This window comes from Synechococcus sp. PCC 7335 (assembly GCF_000155595.1).
Taxonomy (GTDB): domain Bacteria; phylum Cyanobacteriota; class Cyanobacteriia; order Phormidesmidales; family Phormidesmidaceae; genus Phormidesmis.
The window spans coordinates 363,950-384,939 of sequence record NZ_DS989905.1; the positions used below are offsets into that span (position 1 = coordinate 363,950).

The 20,990-nt window shown below is 47.7% G+C and carries 15 protein-coding genes and 1 pseudogene; 10 read left to right on the top strand and 6 right to left on the bottom strand.

From position 1 onward, the window contains the following. Positions 1-51: 51 nt before the first annotated feature. Positions 52-687: a hypothetical protein gene (locus tag S7335_RS28565; protein WP_006458291.1), complete on the bottom strand. Its 636-nt coding sequence runs from the start codon at positions 685-687 to the stop codon at positions 52-54. Continuing rightward, entirely contained in the window at positions 680-1,159 is a 480-nt protein-coding gene (locus S7335_RS29000) for a hypothetical protein (RefSeq protein ID WP_227500088.1), read from the bottom strand. Before S7335_RS29000 ends, S7335_RS28565 begins: the two co-directional genes overlap by 8 nt. Positions 1,160-1,947: 788 nt before the next feature. Between S7335_RS29000 and S7335_RS21430 the strand changes: the two genes are divergently transcribed. From S7335_RS21430 to S7335_RS21450, 4 genes are all read left to right on the top strand, one after another. Then, complete coding sequence (locus S7335_RS21430; RefSeq protein WP_038019401.1) at positions 1,948-2,727, top strand: ParA family protein; 780 nt, start codon at positions 1,948-1,950, stop codon at positions 2,725-2,727. Beyond that, a complete protein-coding gene (locus tag S7335_RS21435; RefSeq protein WP_006457800.1) occupies positions 2,724-3,242 on the top strand; it encodes a hypothetical protein in 519 nt (172 codons plus the stop codon). Before S7335_RS21430 ends, S7335_RS21435 begins: the two co-directional genes overlap by 4 nt. Before the next feature lie 2,288 nt (positions 3,243-5,530). After that, positions 5,531-6,136, top strand: a complete 606-nt coding sequence (locus S7335_RS21445; RefSeq protein ID WP_006458045.1) for a DUF4915 domain-containing protein — start codon at positions 5,531-5,533, stop codon at positions 6,134-6,136. Positions 6,137-6,293: 157 nt separating this feature from the next. After that, positions 6,294-8,573 carry an FG-GAP repeat protein gene (locus S7335_RS21450; RefSeq protein ID WP_006458078.1) on the top strand — a complete coding sequence of 760 codons (2,280 nt, stop codon included), beginning with the start codon at positions 6,294-6,296 and terminating at the stop codon, positions 8,571-8,573. A 360-nt stretch (positions 8,574-8,933) separates the two neighbouring features. Here S7335_RS21450 and S7335_RS21455 read toward each other — a convergent pair whose 3' ends face one another. Further along, positions 8,934-10,964 carry an elongation factor G gene (locus tag S7335_RS21455; protein ID WP_038019782.1) on the bottom strand — a complete coding sequence of 677 codons (2,031 nt, stop codon included), beginning with the start codon at positions 10,962-10,964 and terminating at the stop codon, positions 8,934-8,936. Between the two features lie 1,080 nt (positions 10,965-12,044). On the opposite strand from S7335_RS21455, the pseudogene S7335_RS29575 reads away from it, so the two are divergent. Then, positions 12,045-12,107 (top strand): annotated as a pseudogene (locus S7335_RS29575) (helix-turn-helix domain-containing protein); the annotation flags it as partial. A gap of 125 nt (positions 12,108-12,232) precedes the next feature. Next, entirely contained in the window at positions 12,233-13,141 is a 909-nt protein-coding gene (locus S7335_RS21465; protein ID WP_006457801.1) for an alpha/beta fold hydrolase, read from the top strand. 180 nt (positions 13,142-13,321) lie between these two features. On the opposite strand, the gene S7335_RS21470 is transcribed toward S7335_RS21465, so the two are convergent. Then, positions 13,322-13,858, bottom strand: a complete 537-nt coding sequence (locus S7335_RS21470; protein ID WP_198011476.1) for a hypothetical protein — start codon at positions 13,856-13,858, stop codon at positions 13,322-13,324. A 1,173-nt stretch (positions 13,859-15,031) separates the two neighbouring features. On the opposite strand from S7335_RS21470, the gene S7335_RS21475 reads away from it, so the two are divergent. Both S7335_RS21475 and S7335_RS21480 read left to right on the top strand, forming a co-directional pair. Beyond that, positions 15,032-15,553 (top strand): universal stress protein, encoded by a 522-nt coding sequence (locus S7335_RS21475; RefSeq protein ID WP_006458460.1) that lies wholly within the window; start codon positions 15,032-15,034, stop codon positions 15,551-15,553. Between the two features lie 96 nt (positions 15,554-15,649). Further along, positions 15,650-15,937: a Nif11-like leader peptide family natural product precursor gene (locus S7335_RS21480; protein ID WP_006458081.1), complete on the top strand. Its 288-nt coding sequence runs from the start codon at positions 15,650-15,652 to the stop codon at positions 15,935-15,937. A gap of 384 nt (positions 15,938-16,321) precedes the next feature. On the opposite strand, the gene thrC is transcribed toward S7335_RS21480, so the two are convergent. Further along, positions 16,322-17,701 (bottom strand): threonine synthase, encoded by a 1,380-nt coding sequence (gene thrC / locus S7335_RS21485; RefSeq protein ID WP_227500089.1) that lies wholly within the window; start codon positions 17,699-17,701, stop codon positions 16,322-16,324. 307 nt (positions 17,702-18,008) lie between these two features. Continuing rightward, positions 18,009-18,524, bottom strand: a complete 516-nt coding sequence (locus tag S7335_RS21490; protein ID WP_006458161.1) for a hypothetical protein — start codon at positions 18,522-18,524, stop codon at positions 18,009-18,011. An 883-nt stretch (positions 18,525-19,407) separates the two neighbouring features. Here S7335_RS21490 and S7335_RS21495 point away from each other — a divergent pair. Beyond that, positions 19,408-20,076 carry a hypothetical protein gene (locus S7335_RS21495; RefSeq protein ID WP_157620617.1) on the top strand — a complete coding sequence of 223 codons (669 nt, stop codon included), beginning with the start codon at positions 19,408-19,410 and terminating at the stop codon, positions 20,074-20,076. Between the two features lie 412 nt (positions 20,077-20,488). Continuing rightward, positions 20,489-20,990: hypothetical protein (locus tag S7335_RS21500; RefSeq protein ID WP_198011477.1), on the top strand; the 502-nt coding region annotated here is incomplete at its 3' end.

A 20,990-nucleotide genomic window follows, 5' to 3' on the forward strand; every position in this document is an offset into this window, starting at 1 on the left:
CCCTAACCAGTCCCTATGATGCGGTAATACTTAACTGTCGCGAGGTCAGTTCTATGGCGTACGCAGTCTAACGCTGACCTCGCCATAGAAGCATTCCTGCTGCAACAGCCAACGGTCATGACCAAGCAGAAGACCCAGCCAAAGTTCGATAGGGGCTAGCTGAGTGCTTTCTAGTAGAAGCGCAAAGGTCATCGCTTGGTTCTGTGTCTGCTCACACAGTACAGTCGTAATTCTTTGAATCCAGTCACGCGAGTTCTCGGTGTGTGCAACCGTGATCGCCGCCTCAGCCGACTGGATTGCGTCTTCTACCGCTAAAACGACTTCATCTTCATTAGGAGTGCTCAGTCTTCTTTTTCGCGCACTTCTAGGTAGCGGATCTACCTGGGTGACCAGACTATCGGTAGAGAAGTAGAAAGTATCTTTCTCGCCGGTGACTTCAGCCAACCAGTCGTTATCTAGTCGTGGCTCTTGCCCAAAAGCTTCTATCTCTTCAAATACTTCCTGGGCACGGTTGTAAAACTTGTCTGCATCTTCAGCGATAAGTTCAGCAGCGATGGCGAAGAGCGTGACAAAAAAGTTCTGGCTACCGTGCTTGAGCGCTCTGCAGGTGACCTTGTCGTGAAAGTGGCTAGCTCTTTGACTAACTTTCTGCCATTGCTGAGCTGATAACTTAGTCGCCTCACGCATGAGCCTCATCCTCAGTTTGTAGACAAAGCGGACATAATGAAGTGGGCTGTCTGGACTGACTAATTCTGATGTTTTGTCCGAACTGAGCTTTGAGTAAGCTGATCACGTTTCTGATGTGACTACGTAGCTTCGTTTGAGGCACTCCGTTGAGATGAATCGGGGTGACCCGTGAGAGTGTTTGTCCATCTTCAACGACGATGAACTCGATAGCGTGGATAGGCCCATCGGCTCTATCTCTGTAGAGAACCATAGACACTTCGGGCGGTAGGTCGTAGCCAAAGAGGGGAATATCAAGCGACTGTATCCGTTGTCGCCGTTGTCTAGTGCGTTTCTTCGCCTTATTGAGAGCGTGATTAGAGTAGTAGGAACGCTTAGAGTGACAAGCTTGGCCGTTCCAGCAGGACTTTGCTTGCGCCACCTCAACTGATTGAGCGGCACAACGGACGCATTCAGGGTTTCTACGACGCGGCATGGTGGGACCAACTAAACGTAGTCTGAGTTTAGTCTGAGCGTACGAAATCATTCAGAACTATAGCAGGAAGGCAGTAATTATGGAAGGAATGCAACGCTTGCAGCAATCGGTCTCATGAAACAGAGCTGTACAACTATTACTCCCTTCGTATTACCTTCGACTGCCTAGTGCTGGACCTGATTTTGTAGCACAGGCCGCCTATAGTACAGATACGACAAACAATTGCCTGATAAACAATAGTGTAATGACACAGAGATATAGTAATGTCATTATACTATTAAACTCAAGCAATATTATTCATTTATTTAACGAAGCAATGGTGTAACTGCATAATTATGTAATTATACAACTATACTACGGCCAGTCACTACTATTCATTATAAAAGTGATAGTGTAATTATACAATTGTATAATTGATCCACACTTAACACATACCGGGCGGATGAAAATATAGCTACGGATTCAATAGCCCATGCATTTTCCAGCGATTATATGACTTAGTAATTGTATAATAGATGTATTCTTCTATTTTGGCTGATTTTGCTAAACACAGATAGTTATACAATTTACTTTATACGCTGAAAGTTCGCTGCATAGAATTTACAAGGTCGTAACAAGTCTCGCCATAATTGTAAAAAGAAGTCAATAGCTCATAGTATGAGTAGCTCATTGTCTATAAAGATAGTTGTATAATTACACAACCAGCTAATAGCATATTTAGTCAAGCACGTATATATTGTTGACATCTCAAGAGGTAATATGCATAGACGAATCACAAGGAATGAGCGATGAAAATCTTGGCGAGTTTGTCCCTAGCAGGTGGACAAGGCAAAACGACAACGGCAACCTTGCTAGGCAAACACCTAGCCGCCGCAGGTTATACAGTATTGGTGATAGACGGCGATCCACAAAGCAACCTGACCACTTTCCTCGGTCACGAAGTTGCGCAAAACGAACCTACACTACTAGAAGTGATGAAAGCGAGCGTCGGACTAGAAGACGCAATCTATGAGACTTCTGTTCAGAACCTCTACCTCATCCCATCCGACGACGGCCTCGATAACGCCCAAGAATATTTGAGCACCACCGGTATGGGCGCGATGGTACTTGGCAAACGCCTCTCCCCCGGTCGAGGCACCTTCGACATCTGCTTGATCGACTCTCCCCCGCAACGTAGCCAAATCTGTAAGTCTATTATTGGTGCAGCAGAGCACATCGTCATTCCGTGTGAAGCGACCGTCAAGGGTTTTGGTTCACTCGTGCGCACCCTCGAAGCGGTCAACGAACTCAAAAGTCTAGGGGCTTCCAATGCCGAACTGCTCGGCGTTATCCCATTCCGAGACCGTTGGGTGGGTATGAACCAAACGCAGGAAAGCCGTTCCGTAATTGAAGCAATGCGCGAAGAAGTGGGTGAAGAATTGGTCTTGCCATCCATCCGGGAATCGGAAAAATTCAAGAAAGCTATCAGTCAACAAGCTACTTTGGCAGAACTAAGTGTGCCTGACCTGGCTTATCCCTTTGATGTGCTAGTTAAGCGAATCGAATTAATGGAGGCAATAGCAGCATGAGCGGTGATATGCTTAGCCGAATCAAACGGCGCAATAAGAACGAACGGCCAACTGTAGAGCGCAACACTTCGCTCGTCCAACCCTCTGATGTTGCTCAACCGGCCCAGGCGCCGGCCTCAGCATCACCGATGCAATTTCCACCCACTACAGTGGCCTCTCCCGAGGTGCGATCGCCTAATGAAATAGCCGCATCACCATCTGCTTCTAACTCAGCAACGATCGCACCAGCTCAAAGTGCAGCAGCAGGGGCAACAGCCATCGAAGCAGAACTTGCTGCGTTGCCGCAGGTTTCACAGCGGCGTAACATCCGCTTAGAAGTCAATTTAGAGAGTCGCCTACTGAGCTTTTGCCAAGAGAACGGCATCACAGTCGAAACATTTCTAGAAGCCTGCTATGTAGAAGCAGAGCAAAACGCCAGACTGAGAACAGAGATGATCGATGAAGCTAAGCACCGATTGAAACAGCGCAAGCAAGCAGGCAAACTACGGCGGGTACTGTCACAACTTAAAAAGTAGACTTTGTTTCAATTACACAATGATTTAATTATACATTTTTCAGTTCCTTAGAGCGTGTGCAGGAGGAGCATTCAGAGAAAGAGAATACGTGCTCTTATACCTTTGATAAACCTCAAACATTATGCAGTTGTATAATTACATGAGTATACAACTGCATAATTAATTTATCAAATAAGTGCATGATGATACTTGAACTTAATGGCACAATGACATTGCTATATCTCTGTATTATTGGGTGATTATTTATCGTATCTGCACTTCAGGCAACCTGTGCTACAAGATCAGATTCAGCGTTAGACAGGCAAAAGTATACGAGGGGTTTGATAGGCGTATAGCTTTGCTTTAGGACACTCATTAAGCACTGATTGCTGCACCCAGTTCACTCCTTCTATCATCACTGCCTCCCCACTGTGGTTCTGAATGATTTTGTACGCTCAGACTAAACTCAGACTACGTTTAGTTCGTTTCGCCATGTCGCGTCGTAGAACCCTAAATGCGTTCGTTGTGCCGCTTAATCAGTTAACGAAGCTACGTAGTCACACCAAAAACGTGATTAGCTTACTCAAAGCTCAGTTCGGACAAAACATCAGAAATTAGTTAGTCTAGACAGCCCGCTTCAATATGTCCGCTTTATCTGCGAACTGGGGATGAGGCTCATATGTGAGGCAACTATAGCTTTCGCCACTTAGCCCTATACATTTTCTAGAACTGAAACCCTTCATGCCTGAGGAGCTAAGTAGCCAGAAATCGACCGTAAGCTCTGCCCTCTCGAAGGGTATGCATTCAGCCATTGCTATAAGTGAAGTGAACCCCTATCGAACTTTGGCTCGGGCTTCTGCCCATGCTTTAAGTCGCAATTGATCTGACGACTTGGCGCGAGGTGAAACTGCTGCAGGCGAGCGTCATCTAGAGAGGGCAACCGACTCTATTCTACTGGCAGTTAATGGAGAATCTAGAAAACTCTGACTACACGGAGCAAACATAGCTGCTGGACAACGCGCTGCCGATGCTCCCAACTGATAAAGTTGTCGTGCTCGGTGACCGTGAGCTTTGCTCAGTTGACTTGGCTGAGTGGCTGAACGAACAGGGCTACTACTTCTGTTTACGGAAAAAGCAATCAGTGCTGAGAACGTGTAAGTTATCCTCACCGGACTGCAACCCGTATTGCAAAACCGATTACCCCCCGAAATTCTCAGTGCCGATAAGCAGAGAAGTCATCGCTGGCGAGTCATGTCGACTTCAAATAGCGCAGAAAGCTGAGCAACCTCAAATAGCGATCGCTCTTCATCTCCTGCTAGCAGCACAAATTATCGGATGCATGGAGCAAATAGAGAAAATTGTAAAAACATTTCAGCGTTAGAGAGGCGCCACACATGAGCAAGCGCTTGATAGAACCTGTCTAAGATTTTTTCTAAAGTCGCGAGAATAGTGGCGTGGTCTCCCTTTACGTCTCCTTCCAGTATCATTTTCTTCGAATCCTAATAGCTTAGGCTATAGCGTAAATACCAGCGGATGTTCAGTAAGCTCACTTCTGACTGAAAGTGACAACACTTGAATTGGTTTGAGAAAGGCACGGCGAGGGTGCGATCAGAACATCTCAGATTACTAAGGGCTACGCATTCTTGCGACACAGCCTGTCAGGAAGCGACGAATGAGACGATTCAAATCGGCGGGGTAAGCGCATCGTTTTCTGTCAGCTTCTAAACCGATATGCGAGCGTTTCCATCCTTACCAATAATAAACAAACCACTAAAGAATATCTAGCAGCGAGGTGCCCGATGGCTCGAAAGGTGACAATTGGTAACAGATTTAAGTGCGTTGGCAGATCTTCTCGTACAGAACATCGCATCAGCTAACTATACAAAGTAACCCTTAAATAATGTCTCAGTTTTTTGCAGTCAGCATCAACTTGACAATCCCAGCGATACTAGTCATCGTCATCTCTTTTTATAGTTTCATAAAATCTTCTTAAACAACACGTATAAGCGTTCCCTGACACAGGTATGTTGAACATATCAGGGAGTATGTAAAGAGAGCTAGTAGCTTCCGTTCTTACTTAGTGTAAAACACTACCAGTTGACGACAGGATGACTATCTATCCGTATTTGATGTATTGCAGATGCCGTTATTGGGTTCGCTGTAAACAACAGTTCTACTAACTTTTACAAACGTATTAAACAATCTACTTACAATCGAATTGATGAAGTTACTCTTTATCAACGAGATGTCATCGACTCGATATCAGTATTAAACAAACCCAATAATCATATTTAGAGAGGCTAATCCCTATGCCTGCTCATCTTTCTACACCGCAGACGTCTCCTCAGCCCAAGCTTGAACTCACTGGCTCACAGCAGTTTACAGCTTGGCTAGCTGAGCAGGCACTTAGTCTTGGCTTTACTACCTACCAGGCCGGTAAGCTCTTTCTGATTGGGCTGCAAAAGGACGGACGGCTCTCGGTTTTTGAACGCACCTTCGAACGCTGTATGGGCCTATGCGCAACAGGCAATAGCCTTTATATGAGTTCGCTCTATCAGCTCTGGCGCTTCGAAAATATCCTAGAGCCTGGGCAGCTGTCGGGCGAGTTCGATGCTTTGTACGTCCCGCAGATGAGCTACGTCACAGGCGATCTTGATATTCACGATGTGGCGATGACTACCGCAGGCTATACGCTAAGTTCCAAGCTGCTAGGCGAACGAGTCAGCACGCCAGGTATCGTCTTCGTCAATACGTTGTTTGGCTGCCTAGCCACCCTGAGTGAAACGCATAGCTTTCGGCCGGTTTGGCATCCGCCGTTCCTATCCAAAATTGATTTGCGTAGTGGTGATGTAGCTCATAGTCTGCGCATAAAGGGTGTGGTAGAAGAACTCTACGATGTCGTGAGGTTGCCGTAGGTAAGGCGGCCCCAGGCGATTGGCATCCGTAGTGATGAGATTCGGCGGGTGCTCAGGGTGGCGGGTGAATAACTCGCGATAGACAGAAGAGAGAAGATAAGAAAAACGGTCTGCGTCAACAGGCCGCTGTAGTTGTAAACAAAAGGATGATAGCAAAATGGCTTTTCCAGTACAGTTCGATTTAGCAGGTCTCGATGGCAGCAATGGCTTCGTACTCAGAGGCATAGATGCTGGTGACTACTCTGGTGTTTCGGTCAGTGACGCAGGCGATGTCAACGGTGATGGCTTCGATGATGTGATTGTTGGTGCGCTTTTTGCCGATCCTAACGGCCGCTATTCCGGCGAGAGCTACGTAGTGTTTGGCACTGATGGGGGCTTTGGTAGTGCTCTAGATCTTTCTAGATTAGACGGCAGTAACGGCTTTGTGCTCAGTGGCATCGAGGAGACGGACTTCTCCGGTGTTTCAGTAAGCGGCGCAGGCGATGTGAACGGCGATGGCTTCGACGACCTCATTATTGGTGCATCTGCGGCTGATCCTAATGGCCGCTCTTCCGGCGAGAGCTATGTAGTGTTTGGCCGTGATTCAGTCTTTGACGCTACCTTCGAGCTCTCTAGCTTAGACGGTAGCAACGGCTTCGTACTCAACGGCATCGATATGAGTGACTTCTCCGGTGTTTCAGTAAGCGGCGCAGGCGATGTGAATGGCGATGGCCTCGATGACCTCATCATCGGTGCATCTGCGGCTGATCCTAATGGCCGCTCTTCCGGCGAGAGCTATGTGGTGTTTGGCTCCGATACAGGCTTCGAACCTGTTCTCGAACTTTCTAACCTAACTGGCAACAACGGCTTTACGATCGCTGGAGTTAATGAAGATGATCGTGCCGGTGCTTCGGTGAGTAGCGCAGGCGATGTGAATGGTGATGGCTTTGATGACCTCATTATTGGCGCACCCTATGCTGGCCCTAGTCATGTTGGCGAGAGCTATGTGGTGTTTGGCTCCGATACAGGCTTCGAACCTGTTCTTGAGCTTTCTAGCTTAGATGGCAGTAACGGCTTCGTACTCAATGGCATCAATGAAGATGACCTCTCTGGGCGTCCGGTAAGCGGGGCGGGCGATGTAAACGGCGACGGCTTCGATGACCTCATCATTGGTGCACCTGGGGCTGATCCTAATGGCAACCGTTCCGGCGAGAGTTACGTGGTGTTTGGTTCTGATGTAGGCTTTGATGCTGCTTTCGACCTCTCCGACTTGGATGGCAGCAATGGTTTCGTACTTAATGGCGTTGATGCAGGTGATGCCTCCGGTGGTTCAGTCAGTGGAGCTGGTGACTTCAATGGCGATGGTTTCGATGATTTCATTATTGGCGCAGACCTTTCCGATCCCAATGGCCGTTATTCGGGCGAGAGTTACGTGGTACTTGGCTCCGATGAAGGCTTCGCACCTATCTTTGAGCTTTCCAACCTGGATGGCAATAACGGCTTCTTACTTAGTAGCATTAACAAAGGCGATTTTTCCGGTCGTTCGGTCAGCGGAGCAGGTGATGTCAACGGTGATGGCTTTGATGACCTTATCATCGGCTCTCCAGGGGCCGACCCCAGTGGCAGCCGTTCCGGCGAGAGCTACGTAGTGTTTGGCGCTGCCGATATTACGCCATTTGCCCGCCCACGCTTCGGCACCAACGGCGACGATACGCTCCTCGGTGGCAGAGATAAAGATATCTTGTTCGGCTTAGCAGGCAACGACTTTCTCAGCGGCGGCAACGGTAACGACACCCTCTTCGGGGGGAGCGACAACGATACGCTAGACGGCGGCAAAGGCAACGATTTGCTAGACGGCGGCAAAGGCAACGATTTGCTAGACGGCGGTCGGGGTAGCGACTTCCTCTTCGGCGGTAGTGGTAGCGACACCCTCTTCGGCAGAGCTGACAACGATACGCTCGATGGCAGTCACGGCAACGATACGCTAGACGGCGGTCGCGGCAACGATACGCTCGATGGCGGTCGGGGTAGCGACGTTCTCTTCGGCAACGATGGCAACGATATCCTCTTTGGGGAGGCGGACAACGATACGCTAGACGGGGGTAAGGGCAACGATACGCTAGACGGGGGTGGGGGCAACGACCTGCTCACAGGCGGCGACGGTAGAGACGTGCTTCTGGGCGGCGATGGGGATGATACCCTCATCGGTGGGGGCAACAACGATATGCTCACAGGCGGTAGTGGCCGCGATACATTTGTCCTATCGCTCGATGATGGTGTTGATACCATCACGGACTTTGACACCAAAGACCTGATTGGCCTAGCAGGTGGACTAGGTATTGGTGAGCTTTCCTTTGCTGGCAGTGACATCCTGGTCTCTGACACCAGTGAAGTTTTGGCTACCCTCACAGGTGTCGACACGGCTAGTTTGAACAGCAGTCAGTTCGTGCTGGTCTAGTCACCTTTGAACTTAGATCGAGTCTGCTCGGGCGTGAAAGACAAAAGCAGAGCAAGAAGGGCGGCCTGCAAATACAGGCCGCTGTTACGCGATAGTGGAGGTAGGTTCTTCCAAGCTGTTAATACTGCTGGCGAAATGCTTAACAAGCCATTGATTGCATCAATCTGACAAACCGAGAAGTGCGAGTGACTGCTTATGGAACACGACTAAGTCAGTTGTGGATACGCTTGCGATCGCACAATTCGAGATTGAGATACAAGCCGAGCGTCAGATGGAGAGAATCCGTAACGCAAAAGCGTGCGGCGTCCAGATGGCCTTAGAGAATCGCTTGTCGACGCGAGACGCGCAGAGTTACGACAATTATTCTGCGGTGGTGCGTGCTAGCACTTGGCTAGCCACCTTATCGGGCACCGGGGCGAGGTGAGCGTATTGCCAACTGAAAAAGCCAACGCCCAGGGTGAGTGATCGCAATTCTACCACCAGGGTTTGCATCTCAGCAGTGGGCAACTGGCTAGAGATAGTATCCCAACCGGGCCAACCTGCTTTGCTCGCGTAGCCAAGTATCTGTCCGCGATGGCCGCTAATCAGCCGTAGTACGCCAGATGTAAAGTCGCAAGGCACCGAGATTTCCGCGTCGGCAATCGGCTCTAAGAGAGCAGGTTCGCAGTCCGACATGCCCGACTTCATAGCTTGACGAGCAGCTTGTTTGAAAGCTTGCTCTGAGCTATCCACGCTGTGGTACGAGCCGTTTGTCAGCGTCACTGCTACATCGACTACCGGGAAACCTAACGGCCCACATGTGAGGGCCTCGCGTACACCCATTTCCACGCCAGGGATATATTGCTTGGGCACTACGCCGCCGACAATCTTTTCATTGAAGCTAAACCCTTCGCCCCTCGGCAGCGGCTGAATATCTAGGTACACATCGCCAAACTGACCGTGTCCACCGCTCTGATGCTTGTACTTACCGTGGACCGCGCTGGCCGAGCCCCGGATAGTCTCCTTATAAGGAACTTGAGGCGTGTGGGTGCTCATCGGGAGATTGTACTTGCGGGCGAGTCGCTCCAAAGAGATTTGCAGGTGCATGTCGCCTTGTCCCCACAAAATCACCTCGTGGGTATCGTCGTGCTGTTCCCAATACAGACTGGGATCTTCTTCTAGTAGCTTGTTAAGGGCACCACTGAGTTTAACCTCATCGCTGCGCTTTTCAGGGGCGATCGCCAATGCATACATAGGATTTATTGCCTCAGCCTTTGACAGAGCCTCCGCTGGGGTAATGTCGCCTACCGTAAGCGTATCGCCTGTTTTTGCATTGTCTAGGCGAGAAACGGCAAAAATGTCTCCAGCTTTGGCCTGCTGCAGTCGCGTTTGATTATGGCCCATAAGCGTATAAAAGCCGCCGGAACGATCGCCGCTAATTGTGTCATTTTCACTCAGGCTGCCGCGCCATAACCGGACTAAGGAGAGCTTACCGCCTTGGGGAGTGTAGTAGGTTTTCAACACCTGTGCCAATGGTGCGCTTGCCGATTTGATCTGCCGCCGCTGAGCCGTTACCTCAGGTTCTGGGGCTTCGCGCACTAGAGCGTCCAGCAGCGGTCTGACGCCGTAGTCGGCCTCAGCAACGCCAATGAAGATAGGGACTACCAGATCTGCCCCAAGTTCCATTTTGAAATCTTGAACAATTTCTGCTTGAGGCGGCTCAATCTCTTCTAGCAGTTCTTCTAGCAGATGGTCGTCAAAGTCTGCGAGGGCTTCGAGCATTTCCTCGCGCGCGACTTGTTCTTCCGCTGCTAGTGCTGCCGGTAAAGGCACCGGGTCGGCAGGCGCCTTTAGATGATAGTGGTAGGCTTGCTCACTCACTAAGTCGATAAAGCCTACCAGCGATTCACCATAGCCAATCGGATATTGATGCGGTACAAGCGGTCGGCTAGAAAGTCCTTTGAGCGCGTCGAGCACTTCGCGGAAGGAGGCATTAGCCCGATCAACTTTGTTAATCCAAAGGACATGAGGAATTTCCCAGGTATCTAAAAACTGAAGGATAGGCGCGAGGGTAAGTACTCGATTTGGGTCGGGCTCGCACACGACGATGGCCGCATCGACACCAACAAGGACATTAGCTGTTTCTTGTAATAACTCTACCGACCCTGGACAGTCCAAAAAGGTAAAACGAATGCCGCCATACTCGGTGTAGGCGGCATTCGTTTCAACGGTCATGCTGTGGTTTCTAGCTTCTGGGGCACCGTCGCCCACACTATTACCTTTGGTGACGGAGCCTTTCCGGGCGATCGCTCCAGTGACAAACAAAAGGCTCTCAAATAGGGTTGTTTTACCGCTGGCGTAAGGACCTACGATAGCGATATTTCGTGAATCCCGTGACACTTCTTCTAGCATTCTGCCAGAGGGGATTTCAGACGATTTTTCTAGAGACATAAGCCCTCCTTGCTCAGAGCAAGTAGCTGTACAGTTGCATTCAAATGCATCAAGCTAGCAGCGCTGGCAATTTCCAGGGGTGAAAATGCCAGCGGGTTCAAAGCTTTTCGAGCGACCGTCGTAGGCTGCTGTAGGCTGCTATAGATTAAGGCTACCGCTGGTGCAATCACCTGTTGTCTCTCTGTTGAAAAAGTTCACCAGAAAGCTCAGCAATAATAAGAAAATCATCCCTGTCGTAAGGTTATACAGCAGAGTAAATACTGAAGTGAACGCTTAAACAACGTCTCTTCTATCTTCAAATCGAGCGCTCTATCGCTGTGCAACCCTAGCTTAGGTTGACTGGGGAACATGTAGCAGACAACTGTTCAGAAAACAGCTCCCTATATTTGAGATATCAGCGGTTGTGAAATCAGCATCAACCCGTTGCGATCTACTCTGGCCGCTATCCAAACACAAAGAGTAGCAATCATCTGGACTACTATCTGTCTTCTTTTCTAGCGATCGCTTCATCAATGCTCATACACCAGCAAGACAGCCTAATTCATACTCTTTTGTAATGGAGGTCAACAAGTAAACCTTTGTAAAACCAGCAGTCACTTTTCAGTTAGAGGAGTATGCTTAAGGCATGAAGTTGAAAGACTTCTAGTCCTCAACTAAAGGAGATTAAAAATAGATAACTGTATTCATTTCTTCTCCGACATAGAACTCACTCAAGTTGCTAGTGACCTTTCCTTTTACTAGTAAATGAGAGATACGGTCTAAATAGGCGATAGTCATCTAGGCGATAGTCATTTAGACGTTCTCTGAGTATGCTCAAGCAAGACAAAGGAGCACAATCACTACATTTGCTCTGAGTCCTATGGTCTTTTGAAAATAGTTTAAGCAGCACGGCTTATGAAATTCACGAGCCGTGCTGTTCTATGTAAGCGTGAGTATTGCTGTCGATACCTTTCACTCACTGCTTATCTACTGGCCCATTGGTCGATGTTGTCGAAGCGATTGTCCTGAATAGAATCACTGAATGGAATAAAGCGTTAGGAAGCTAGTGAGTACTTCAATATCAGTCGTAGTACGATTTACGATTGGCTCAAACGCTATGAGTAAACGGGTGGTGTTTCACTAAGTTATGGAATTCTGCATAATCCCAAAAGGAACAATCCATAGCTCACCTCCTAGTTTGGCATCATTCATGACGCCCACACTTCTTGAGTTCACATCCGTCGATTCTAATGGCTAGTACACAGAATGATATAGCTACGATAGAAGCCTATCATTGGCATACCTGGCAGGCATTCAAAGCTGCGCAGCACGAGATGCTATTACCCGCTGGTGCGGCCGCTCACATTCCAATTACGATTCGCTACATCGATGTAGGAGAAGCGAAGCAAGGCACCGTTTTGTTGATGCATGGAATTCCAACCTGGGGATATCTGTACCATGCCACGATTCCACCTTTAGTAGAAGCAGGTTTCCGGGTGCTTGCACCAGATTTTTTAGGGCATGGTTGGTCGGATAGACGCGATCGCTTCGACCGTTCTTTTCAAGACCAAGCTCGGATGATTATCTCTTTCTTATCAGCTTTAAACCTAGATCAGGTTGATGTTGTTGGGCATGACACAGGCGGTGCCGTCGCCCTGATCCTAGCGATAGAGTATGCCAGCTATGTCAACAAACTCATCATCACCAATTCAGTGTGCTACGACCGATTCGACGATGACATGCTTGACTTTGGCCACCCGATTAAGTGGAAGTCGCGATCAGTTGCGGACTTGGTGGAGGCGCTAGAAGAGAGTCTTGCAATGGGTCTCTCGAATAAGCAGCAACTGACCGAGAGCTTTAGAGCAGGCATTATCGCGCCTTGGGCTAGTGAAGAAGGCAAGCTGAGCTTACTTCGCAATGCATCCGCGCTCAATGCGAACCAGACGATGGCCCTAGTTGATCGGCACGGAGATATCACAGCGCCAACATTAATTTTGTGGGCAATGGACGATCCGTGGCAGAAGTCAGAGGATGGAAAACAGCTAGCAAGTGAAATTTCAGGGGCCACATTTCAGCCGATAGAGAACGCATCCCACTGGGTACAGCAAGATGCACCAAAGGAATTTTCTGAGGCAATCTCAAAATTCCTTTCACGCTAACAGACGAGATCAATTCAGCAAAATGTTCTGACTGCTCTTCGTCACAGAATACTCATAGGTACTATCAAGTAAACGTTCCAGGTGAAAGTCCGGTTAGATCTACAGTGTGCTTGTAGTTTTCATCATCCATAGGGATCGACGCTTTCAAGGAGGTGTGAATCTCCCTGCTCTAACCCTGACTCAGCATCGACTATTCAACAGGCGGGCAACGTACTCGATTCGATCTGCTCTAGCTTGAATGGTATAGGCTTCCATCTCCAGAATACGGCGGGTGCCTGTGTAGCGCATATAGAGGCGGTAGGCCGGGGCGTAAGGTTCTAGATTTAAGTCAAGGGACCTCAAGGTATCTGCTGTCCCGCTACAGAGCTGAGCGGCATGAACGGCTTCGTGTACCAGGGTAGGAACCGAGATCTCTAGACTGAACACAACCGGATTTATCCAAATGGTGCGAGTAGAGGCTTGCAACAGGCCATAGCTTCCTGGTTGAGGCGGTAATGCTAGGTTAACTGTAAACCCATGACGTTCTAAGGATTGTTGTAGCTGAGAGAAATCAGGTGATGGGGCATAGGGGGAATTAAGCTGGGCTGGACTGGGTTGGGCGATCACAGGACGAATATCCAAGACCCGCCTACCAAAAATTAGCTGGGTGAGAATGCCCGCTATCAGGGGCACATTCAGTCGATTTCTAATCGTACGCAATTCCGTCAATTTCGTCATAGTAACTCATACAATAAAGCTTCATCTGGCAATCGTTCAAGTATCAGATGGATCACAGAACATCAAGTTGCTTTCTCTAAACTGAAGCACCGCTCGCAAAACCCCGTTGGCTCTAGCGCAGAGAATGCATAGTCTCCTGACCTAGAAGGCTAAGATGGCTTGTTTGTAAGCTATGCCATACCTTGCTTGAAGCCATTCACCTAAAAGAGCAGATCGTTTAAGACACTACTAGAACAACAGAGGTCGATAAATGTTTTAACTTCTTTTCCTAGTGATGTTTGACCGCTCATTCAAATTGATCTAAAGACAGGTTTAGCAAGTTTGGCTAGTCAGTTTAGTAACTTGAACCTAAGAGGGTTAGCGTTTTCTCCAGCAGATGAACTTTTAGTTGGGACGATTAGGGGGATTAAAGGCATCCAAAGATTGGATTTCTCTTTGGTTCAATAACAGGACTTTGGCTAGTCTTTCGGGTGTCAAAGCTTAGATAATTAGCGCTGATGGCTTCGTCTTATTTGAGTAAATAGCTCCCAAGCTCGAGTGCTATAGCAGGGAAGGAAAGCGAGCAAATAGGTAGGTGAACGGAGAACTTGGGCTAGATCTTCGCTCACAAGAACAGCTACCGCTGCCTATGCGACTGATTTGCTGCTCTACTGATTCACTGGATTAGGGGATGCGATCACCCTAATCCAGTGAATAGTTTATTCGTGTCGTTTTATAGCCTGCTCAAAAAGTAACACGAATGGCTGTATGGAGACGGTTTAGTGCTTGCAAGAAGCTGCCTCAATTCCGTAAAAATCATGCGCTAAAGTTATCTGAAAGCCAGCCCGCTAGCAGGTATGTACTCTAGCAACAACATTCCTTCATCTGTTGTTCGCACCATTAGTAGCCAACCGCTTCATTCACCGTTGTGTTGCAGTCACTTCACCCGTCTCGGAGGTAGGAACTGAGACCTGTCTATCCTCATAGATTCTTCAACTTTTTGATCTAAGCTTGGTACCTAAGTATAGAGAAAAGCCTATTCAGGTGCCTATTCATTTATAGAGAAGAGGCATTGACTAGATGAGTTAGGGTCTACCTACGAACTTAGTCAGTAAATTCGGTACTGATATATGTACTGATCTCTACCATAGAGAATGCTCTATCAAGTTTGTGTACTTCCGGAAGAGGTATGGTATGTTTAACAAAATTCTGGTTGCTCTTGACACTAAAGAGCCTTGCGATCTTTTGCTTCAAGAGGCGATCGCACTGGCAAAAGCAACAACTTCTAGCCTGGTGATATTAGGGGTATTAACGCTAGATGCAGACGGTACGCTCCCTTTATTATCACACCCTGAAATATACCAAAAACGGTACGAAGAATTCAAAGCCGGCGGTTTAGCAATTCTCCGTCGTTACCTAGATCAGGCGATCGCCGGAGGCATACAGGCTACCATTCATCAGGAAATAGGCGATCCGGGCAAAACAATTTGTCAGGTCGCTAAGGAAGAAGATGCTGATCTTATTATAGTCGGTAGTCATGGTCGCAAGGGGATAGGCGAGCTTTTGATGGGGAGTGTTAGCAGCTACGTCGTACATCGTGCACCCTGCTCTGTCTTTGTTGTACGTAAGTCAGAGACTACTCACTCAGATAATACCAACTCAGATATTACGCAGTTGGACAGCAATAAAGAGAGTAATCCACTAGTCGGTATCTAAATGTATTCTAGATGTATAAAGATTGCAGGGTTATTCTCTCTTTGAACAAGAAATAGTATATTGTTCTTAACATTGGAATTAACTGGGAATATAACCATGTCAAGAGAGAAAGTCCTAAGCTTTTTAACTGATGCGGCTAAAGATAAACAGCTACAGTCGCAGCTAGAAACAACATCTAATCAAGATGAATTAGTCAGTGTAGCTAATAGGGCAGGCTATGAGTTTTCTTCTGAGCATGTCGATGAGGCATTGAGCGATCTAAAGAAGCAACCAGGGTTCTTTGGCGCACTGGCTGAAGCCGCACTGCAAGTCTTCAGTCCGCATGATGATAACTATCCGACTACTGGGGTTCAACCCTTTAGCGGAGAGCCCAGTCGCAAATAGTAAGCTTCAGAAGCTATCGTCTTGAAGAACTTCTTATCTACTAGGGCTTTGATGGCTCGATCAATAGCTGTGAGTTCTTTGATAGTACGGCGACAGTAGTGCGGCAACTAATCAACAGATTCAGACTCTAAGTGCGTGACGCAACACTAACGATTTAAACGCAAGCTTGGCTGGTTCCGTTGAGATTGATACGTTGTTCCCTAGCATTCTGAGTAGGAGTAACGCATTGTCAAACAACGCCCCCGGCCAAGCTCGCGATTTAGCTCATTCACGATGGAGTGAGGCGATCGTTTAGAGAGCGTAGAGCAATCAATATAACTCGAAATCTAGGAGTGAGCAAAGAGGTAGAGCCGCGCTTTGCTTATTTCATACAATAGAATTAGCCTAGCCTAGGCGCTTCGCGATTTCAGCTTTCACTGCGTCTGCGCTAGCCGGTAAGTGAACAGCAGGGTTTGGATATTGACTAGTGACTTCTTCTAAACTTGATTCGTGATAACCCACCTTGAAATCGGTGAACTTCAAACCATGAGCAGTGCTAATCACAACCGTTTTGTCGCTGGATTTGATCACGCCTTGGTTAATTAGCTTAGTCAGTACGGCTAGCGCAACCCCGGTATGAGGACAGGTAAACATGCCGGTAAGATCAGCGTGGGCAGCAGCAGCAGCGAGTTCATTTTCGCTAGCTTGTTCAACAATGCCGTTTGTTTGCACAATCGCTTTTACTGCTTTGTCATAACTAACCGGATCGCCAATTCGAATCGCATTCGCCAGCGTATTTTGGGCTGTGACGCTAATCTTCTGTTTGAATCCGTTCTTAAACGATTCATAAAAAGGGCTAGCCTTTGCCGCTTGAGCCGCAACTAGCCTAGGCATCCGAGTAATCAGCCCCAAATCCATCATTAGCTTGAACCCTTTGTAGAGCGCGCTGACGTTGCCCAAGTTGCCCACTGGGATAATAATCCAGTCGGGAACTTCCCAGTCAAACTGTCGAACAATTTCAATACCGACTGTCTTTTGACCTTCAATGCGTAGACTATTTAGCGAATTGGCTAGGTAGATCGAATTATCTTGAGTCACCTCTTTGACGATTTGCATACAGCCATCAAAGTCAGTGTCAAGAGCAAGTACGTGAGCGCCGTTGGCAACAGGCTGAATCAGTTGAGCGGTGCTGACCTTTCCAGCAGGTAAAAAGATCACTGCTGGAATACCTGCATAGGCTGCGTAGGCGGCCAGGGCAGCGCTGGTGTCTCCCGTGCTGGCACAGGCTACGGCCTTAACAGAGCTTCCTTGAGACATCATCTGTTTGACAACGCTAACTAACACGGTCATGCCAAGGTCTTTGAAGCTACCCGTATGGCTATTGCCGCAGAGCTTGATCCATAAGTCAGGAACGCCGAGCTGCTGCCCTAGGCGCTCGGCCCAAAACAAATTGGTATTGCCTTCAAACATGCTAACAACGTTTTCATCGGCCAAAGAAGGAACAACCCACTCCCTAAGGCCCCAAACGCCACTGCCGTAGGGCCAAGTAGTGGTGCTAGCGCGCGAGTCGAACAGCTGTTTCCACTGGTCGGCACTGCGCTGTTTAAGGGGTTCGCGATCATGATGTACTTCCAACATACCGCCACAGCTAGGGCAGGTATAAACCACGTCATAGATCGAGTGCTTCGCGGAGCAGCCTGCGATGCACTGGAAATAGGTGGTCTGTTTATCTGTAGCCGGTTTGGGCGCGACAGTGAGCGACATGCGGATTCCTAAATGATTCATCTTGACACTATTTTATAGCTGTCAGAGGTGAAGTCAGAAAAGATCTCGACACAAGCTCAGGCATCTTTTGTAGTATGGACGTGTAATGTGGGCGGTAGTATAGAAAAGGCATAGAGGTCTTACAGTAGGCACCCCTTTCTTCGCGTCGGATGCTGAGCTGCGATCGCATCTACCTATCTTTACAGCGTAGCTATGCTTGTTTGCGCGTGGGCAGTAGTTAGGCAGTACAAGCAGACTTTTCACTAAGAAACTACTGGCTAATTTCCGAAATGGCTAAAGCTGATTGAGTGCGCTGCTTTTGCTAGCTTCACGCGCTTACAACAACAAAGTCGGCATGTTGAGAGCCATATGCAGTGGTAATTGTCAAACGCTTGTTTCCTATTGTCTGACAACCACTACAGGAAAAAGAAAATTGATTATCGCCGGGGTCTATCACGAGCCTCACAATCTCTGAAACTTCCTTTCGACCAGTATCAAGATCAAATATATCGTAGCTAACTATCCCGCTGTGCGTTCTACTTGAGGTATTCTGCGCTCTCAAGTCACCTTGGATATCTTCGCAAAGATTGAACGATCCATTGACCAAACTAATCTCGACTGTCGCTGCTGGTAACCAAGCGATCGCTTCCGCGCTATCTTCATGCCGATAAGCTTGCACTAAATGAGGAAGAGCTAGACCTACACCAGCCAAGGCTAGTTTCATGAAATGCCGTCTTTTTACCCCAAGACCTTGGCGTTTACGACTTGGGAGCGTGTGGTCTTCTCTTTCTATAGAGGCCACTAGATGCGGCCTACGACGATTGATACTCTCTTTGTGAAACATGAGGAATTACTCCGAAGGTTAGGTTTTTACTTCGAGCCATAGGAGACCGACAATGACGGGTACGCAGCCATTTTCTCTTGACCTATTCGCGTTCACTCATTCTCTTGAATGTCTACTACACAAAAATATGGATGCCTAAGAAGTTGATAGTTCATTTGTACTATTAAAGTAAATATCTGTCAACCTTACGCTTATCTCGACTAAGGAATTCGCATGTTTACGTTCTTCTCATCGTTTTTAGGCCAGCTTTAATCCGGTAATCGTCATGGTTAGGCTCCCTCTTAGGATTTATTAAGAGAAAAGTCTTGACTTCTTCGCTGATGGGTTGCTTTCATATGCCGTCAGTTCGGCAACGGTTGAAAGCAGCCGAATAGATGACTGGCCCCTTCGCGCTCATACTCAGAGTCACAGCGCTTTAGACGATCCGGTTTGGACGCTTTAGTGATCCGTTTCTCGCTTTCTCGCTAATCAACTAACAAGGCCCTTAGTCTAGGTTGCTCACTGAGGGCAAAGTCAGCCTTGCCTTCCATACACTTCTTACGGATGCGATGAACGGTTGAGAGACTAGGTTCCGAGCATTTTTGCGACGAGCTCTTCAGACTGTCCCCAAGGTGTAGCCAAGTGATTAGGAAGCTATCGAATTCCCGATCCTACCTATCATCCATCACTATGGGTGAACACTAGCGCCTCCGGCTCAACTGTACTATCTTGGGTGGTAGACTACTGCGTTGGTAGATTATTGCACTAGCCTATGAGATTCACTCAACCTGCCATTGCGTCCCTCTCTACGTTGAAACGGCGGATATTTTGCCATTCTAGGGAGGCGATCGCTTACCTCTCAAACTATACGAGCCCCCCAGTACCGCCAGATGCTGTTCGGGTCGTGATATTTGCCCAAGGTCGGACAGGCAGCACTCTCTTGGAAAGCCTATTGTGTTCATCTGGCTATTTTGGACAGAATGGAGAGCTGCTCAATACCAGATATGGCGAAGTTAGGTCTCCAGTAGCATTTATATCAGGGCTTTCAAAGAGATCTCGCGGTAATTTTATCTTCCACGTAAAAATACAACAGCTTACTAAAAATCGAAGAAACCCTATCAGTCCGCGCTTATTTTTAGAAACTTTATATGAGGAGGGCTGGAAGATCATATATTTGCGAAGAGAAAACAAAGTAAAACATGCGCTTTCCAACATCGTAGCCAATCATCGCGGTGGGTACCACAAGTTCGACACAAAAGAAGAAGACTTGAAGATTTTGTTCGAATGTGAGCAGTTGACTAGAAGAGTAGATAGGAGAGTGGCATACGAAGAAAAGGAAAAAGAAGCTTTAGCAAACATCAAGTATCACGAAGTGATATACGAGAGAGATCTAGAGAATGCTCAGTCACATCAACAAACGGTAGACAGAATTCTTGAATATCTGTCGCTAGCGCCTAGAGTCGTAACTACCAAGCATAAAAAAGTCAATAGTCGCCCCCTAGAAGAGACAATATCCAACTATGATGAGTTTATTGACTGTCTAGATAAACATGGATGGCAGTCGTTTCTATGATCAAGCAACCTACAGTTTTATGTAGAACCTAACGTTTTGATAGGTCTAGAACTAGATCGAAATCTATTGACGCCTGAACGAGATCGTTCTAAATTCAGAACAACTTAACTTTCTGCTTATCGCAATGTCTGTCTTAAGGGTAGTACGCCGATCTTGAGGTAGTATGCCAATCTTGAATAGTATTCAGGATTGACAGAATGGAAGCGTTTATTCAGATGTCTTGAACGGATTAGACAGAGTTCTTCGTCAGCGTTCCTGATGGCAGATAGCTAGTGCCAAGTATCTAGAACGTTAACAAAGATACTTCTAGACGACTTTAGCGACAGTTTAGAGAGATACTTAGCAGCGTTAGAAGGTCAGGTAACTGACTCGATGAGTTAGTCAATAGTGAAAATTAAACACAATGAGTGTCATGAAACCAGTTTCTGTTGTTTTGATTGCAGCTGCCTCCGCTATAGCTACAACTTTAGCGCCCGCTACTGTTATTACCCCCACGGCCTGGGCCCAAGAGCCGACGGTGCTATCCCAGCAAGCGAACAGCTCGATTGAAGAAGCTGCTGTGCGTGAGGTGCTAGAAGAATTCTTTGTCGAGTCTGAGAACCTTGGCGTGGATAGAGCCGTTGCAGAACACACCGCGCCCTTTGTATTAGGTGACTTTACGGTACTTAAACTAGGTAGCGAGCATCGGATCATCACCGAAACTCGCGAAGAGATGCGTGCCTTGTTTGATAAGTCTTATGAGCATCTCACTAGCGTTCGCCACCTGCAGCGCTTTGTAGACATCAACATTGCACCAGACGGCCAAACCGCCCTAGCTGAGGATGACTCTATCGTAGAAATGATCCATGCAGATGGCACTCGCCACTTGGCAGAGAGCTTGACTTTGACCCGCTTTGCTATGGTCAATGGTGAGA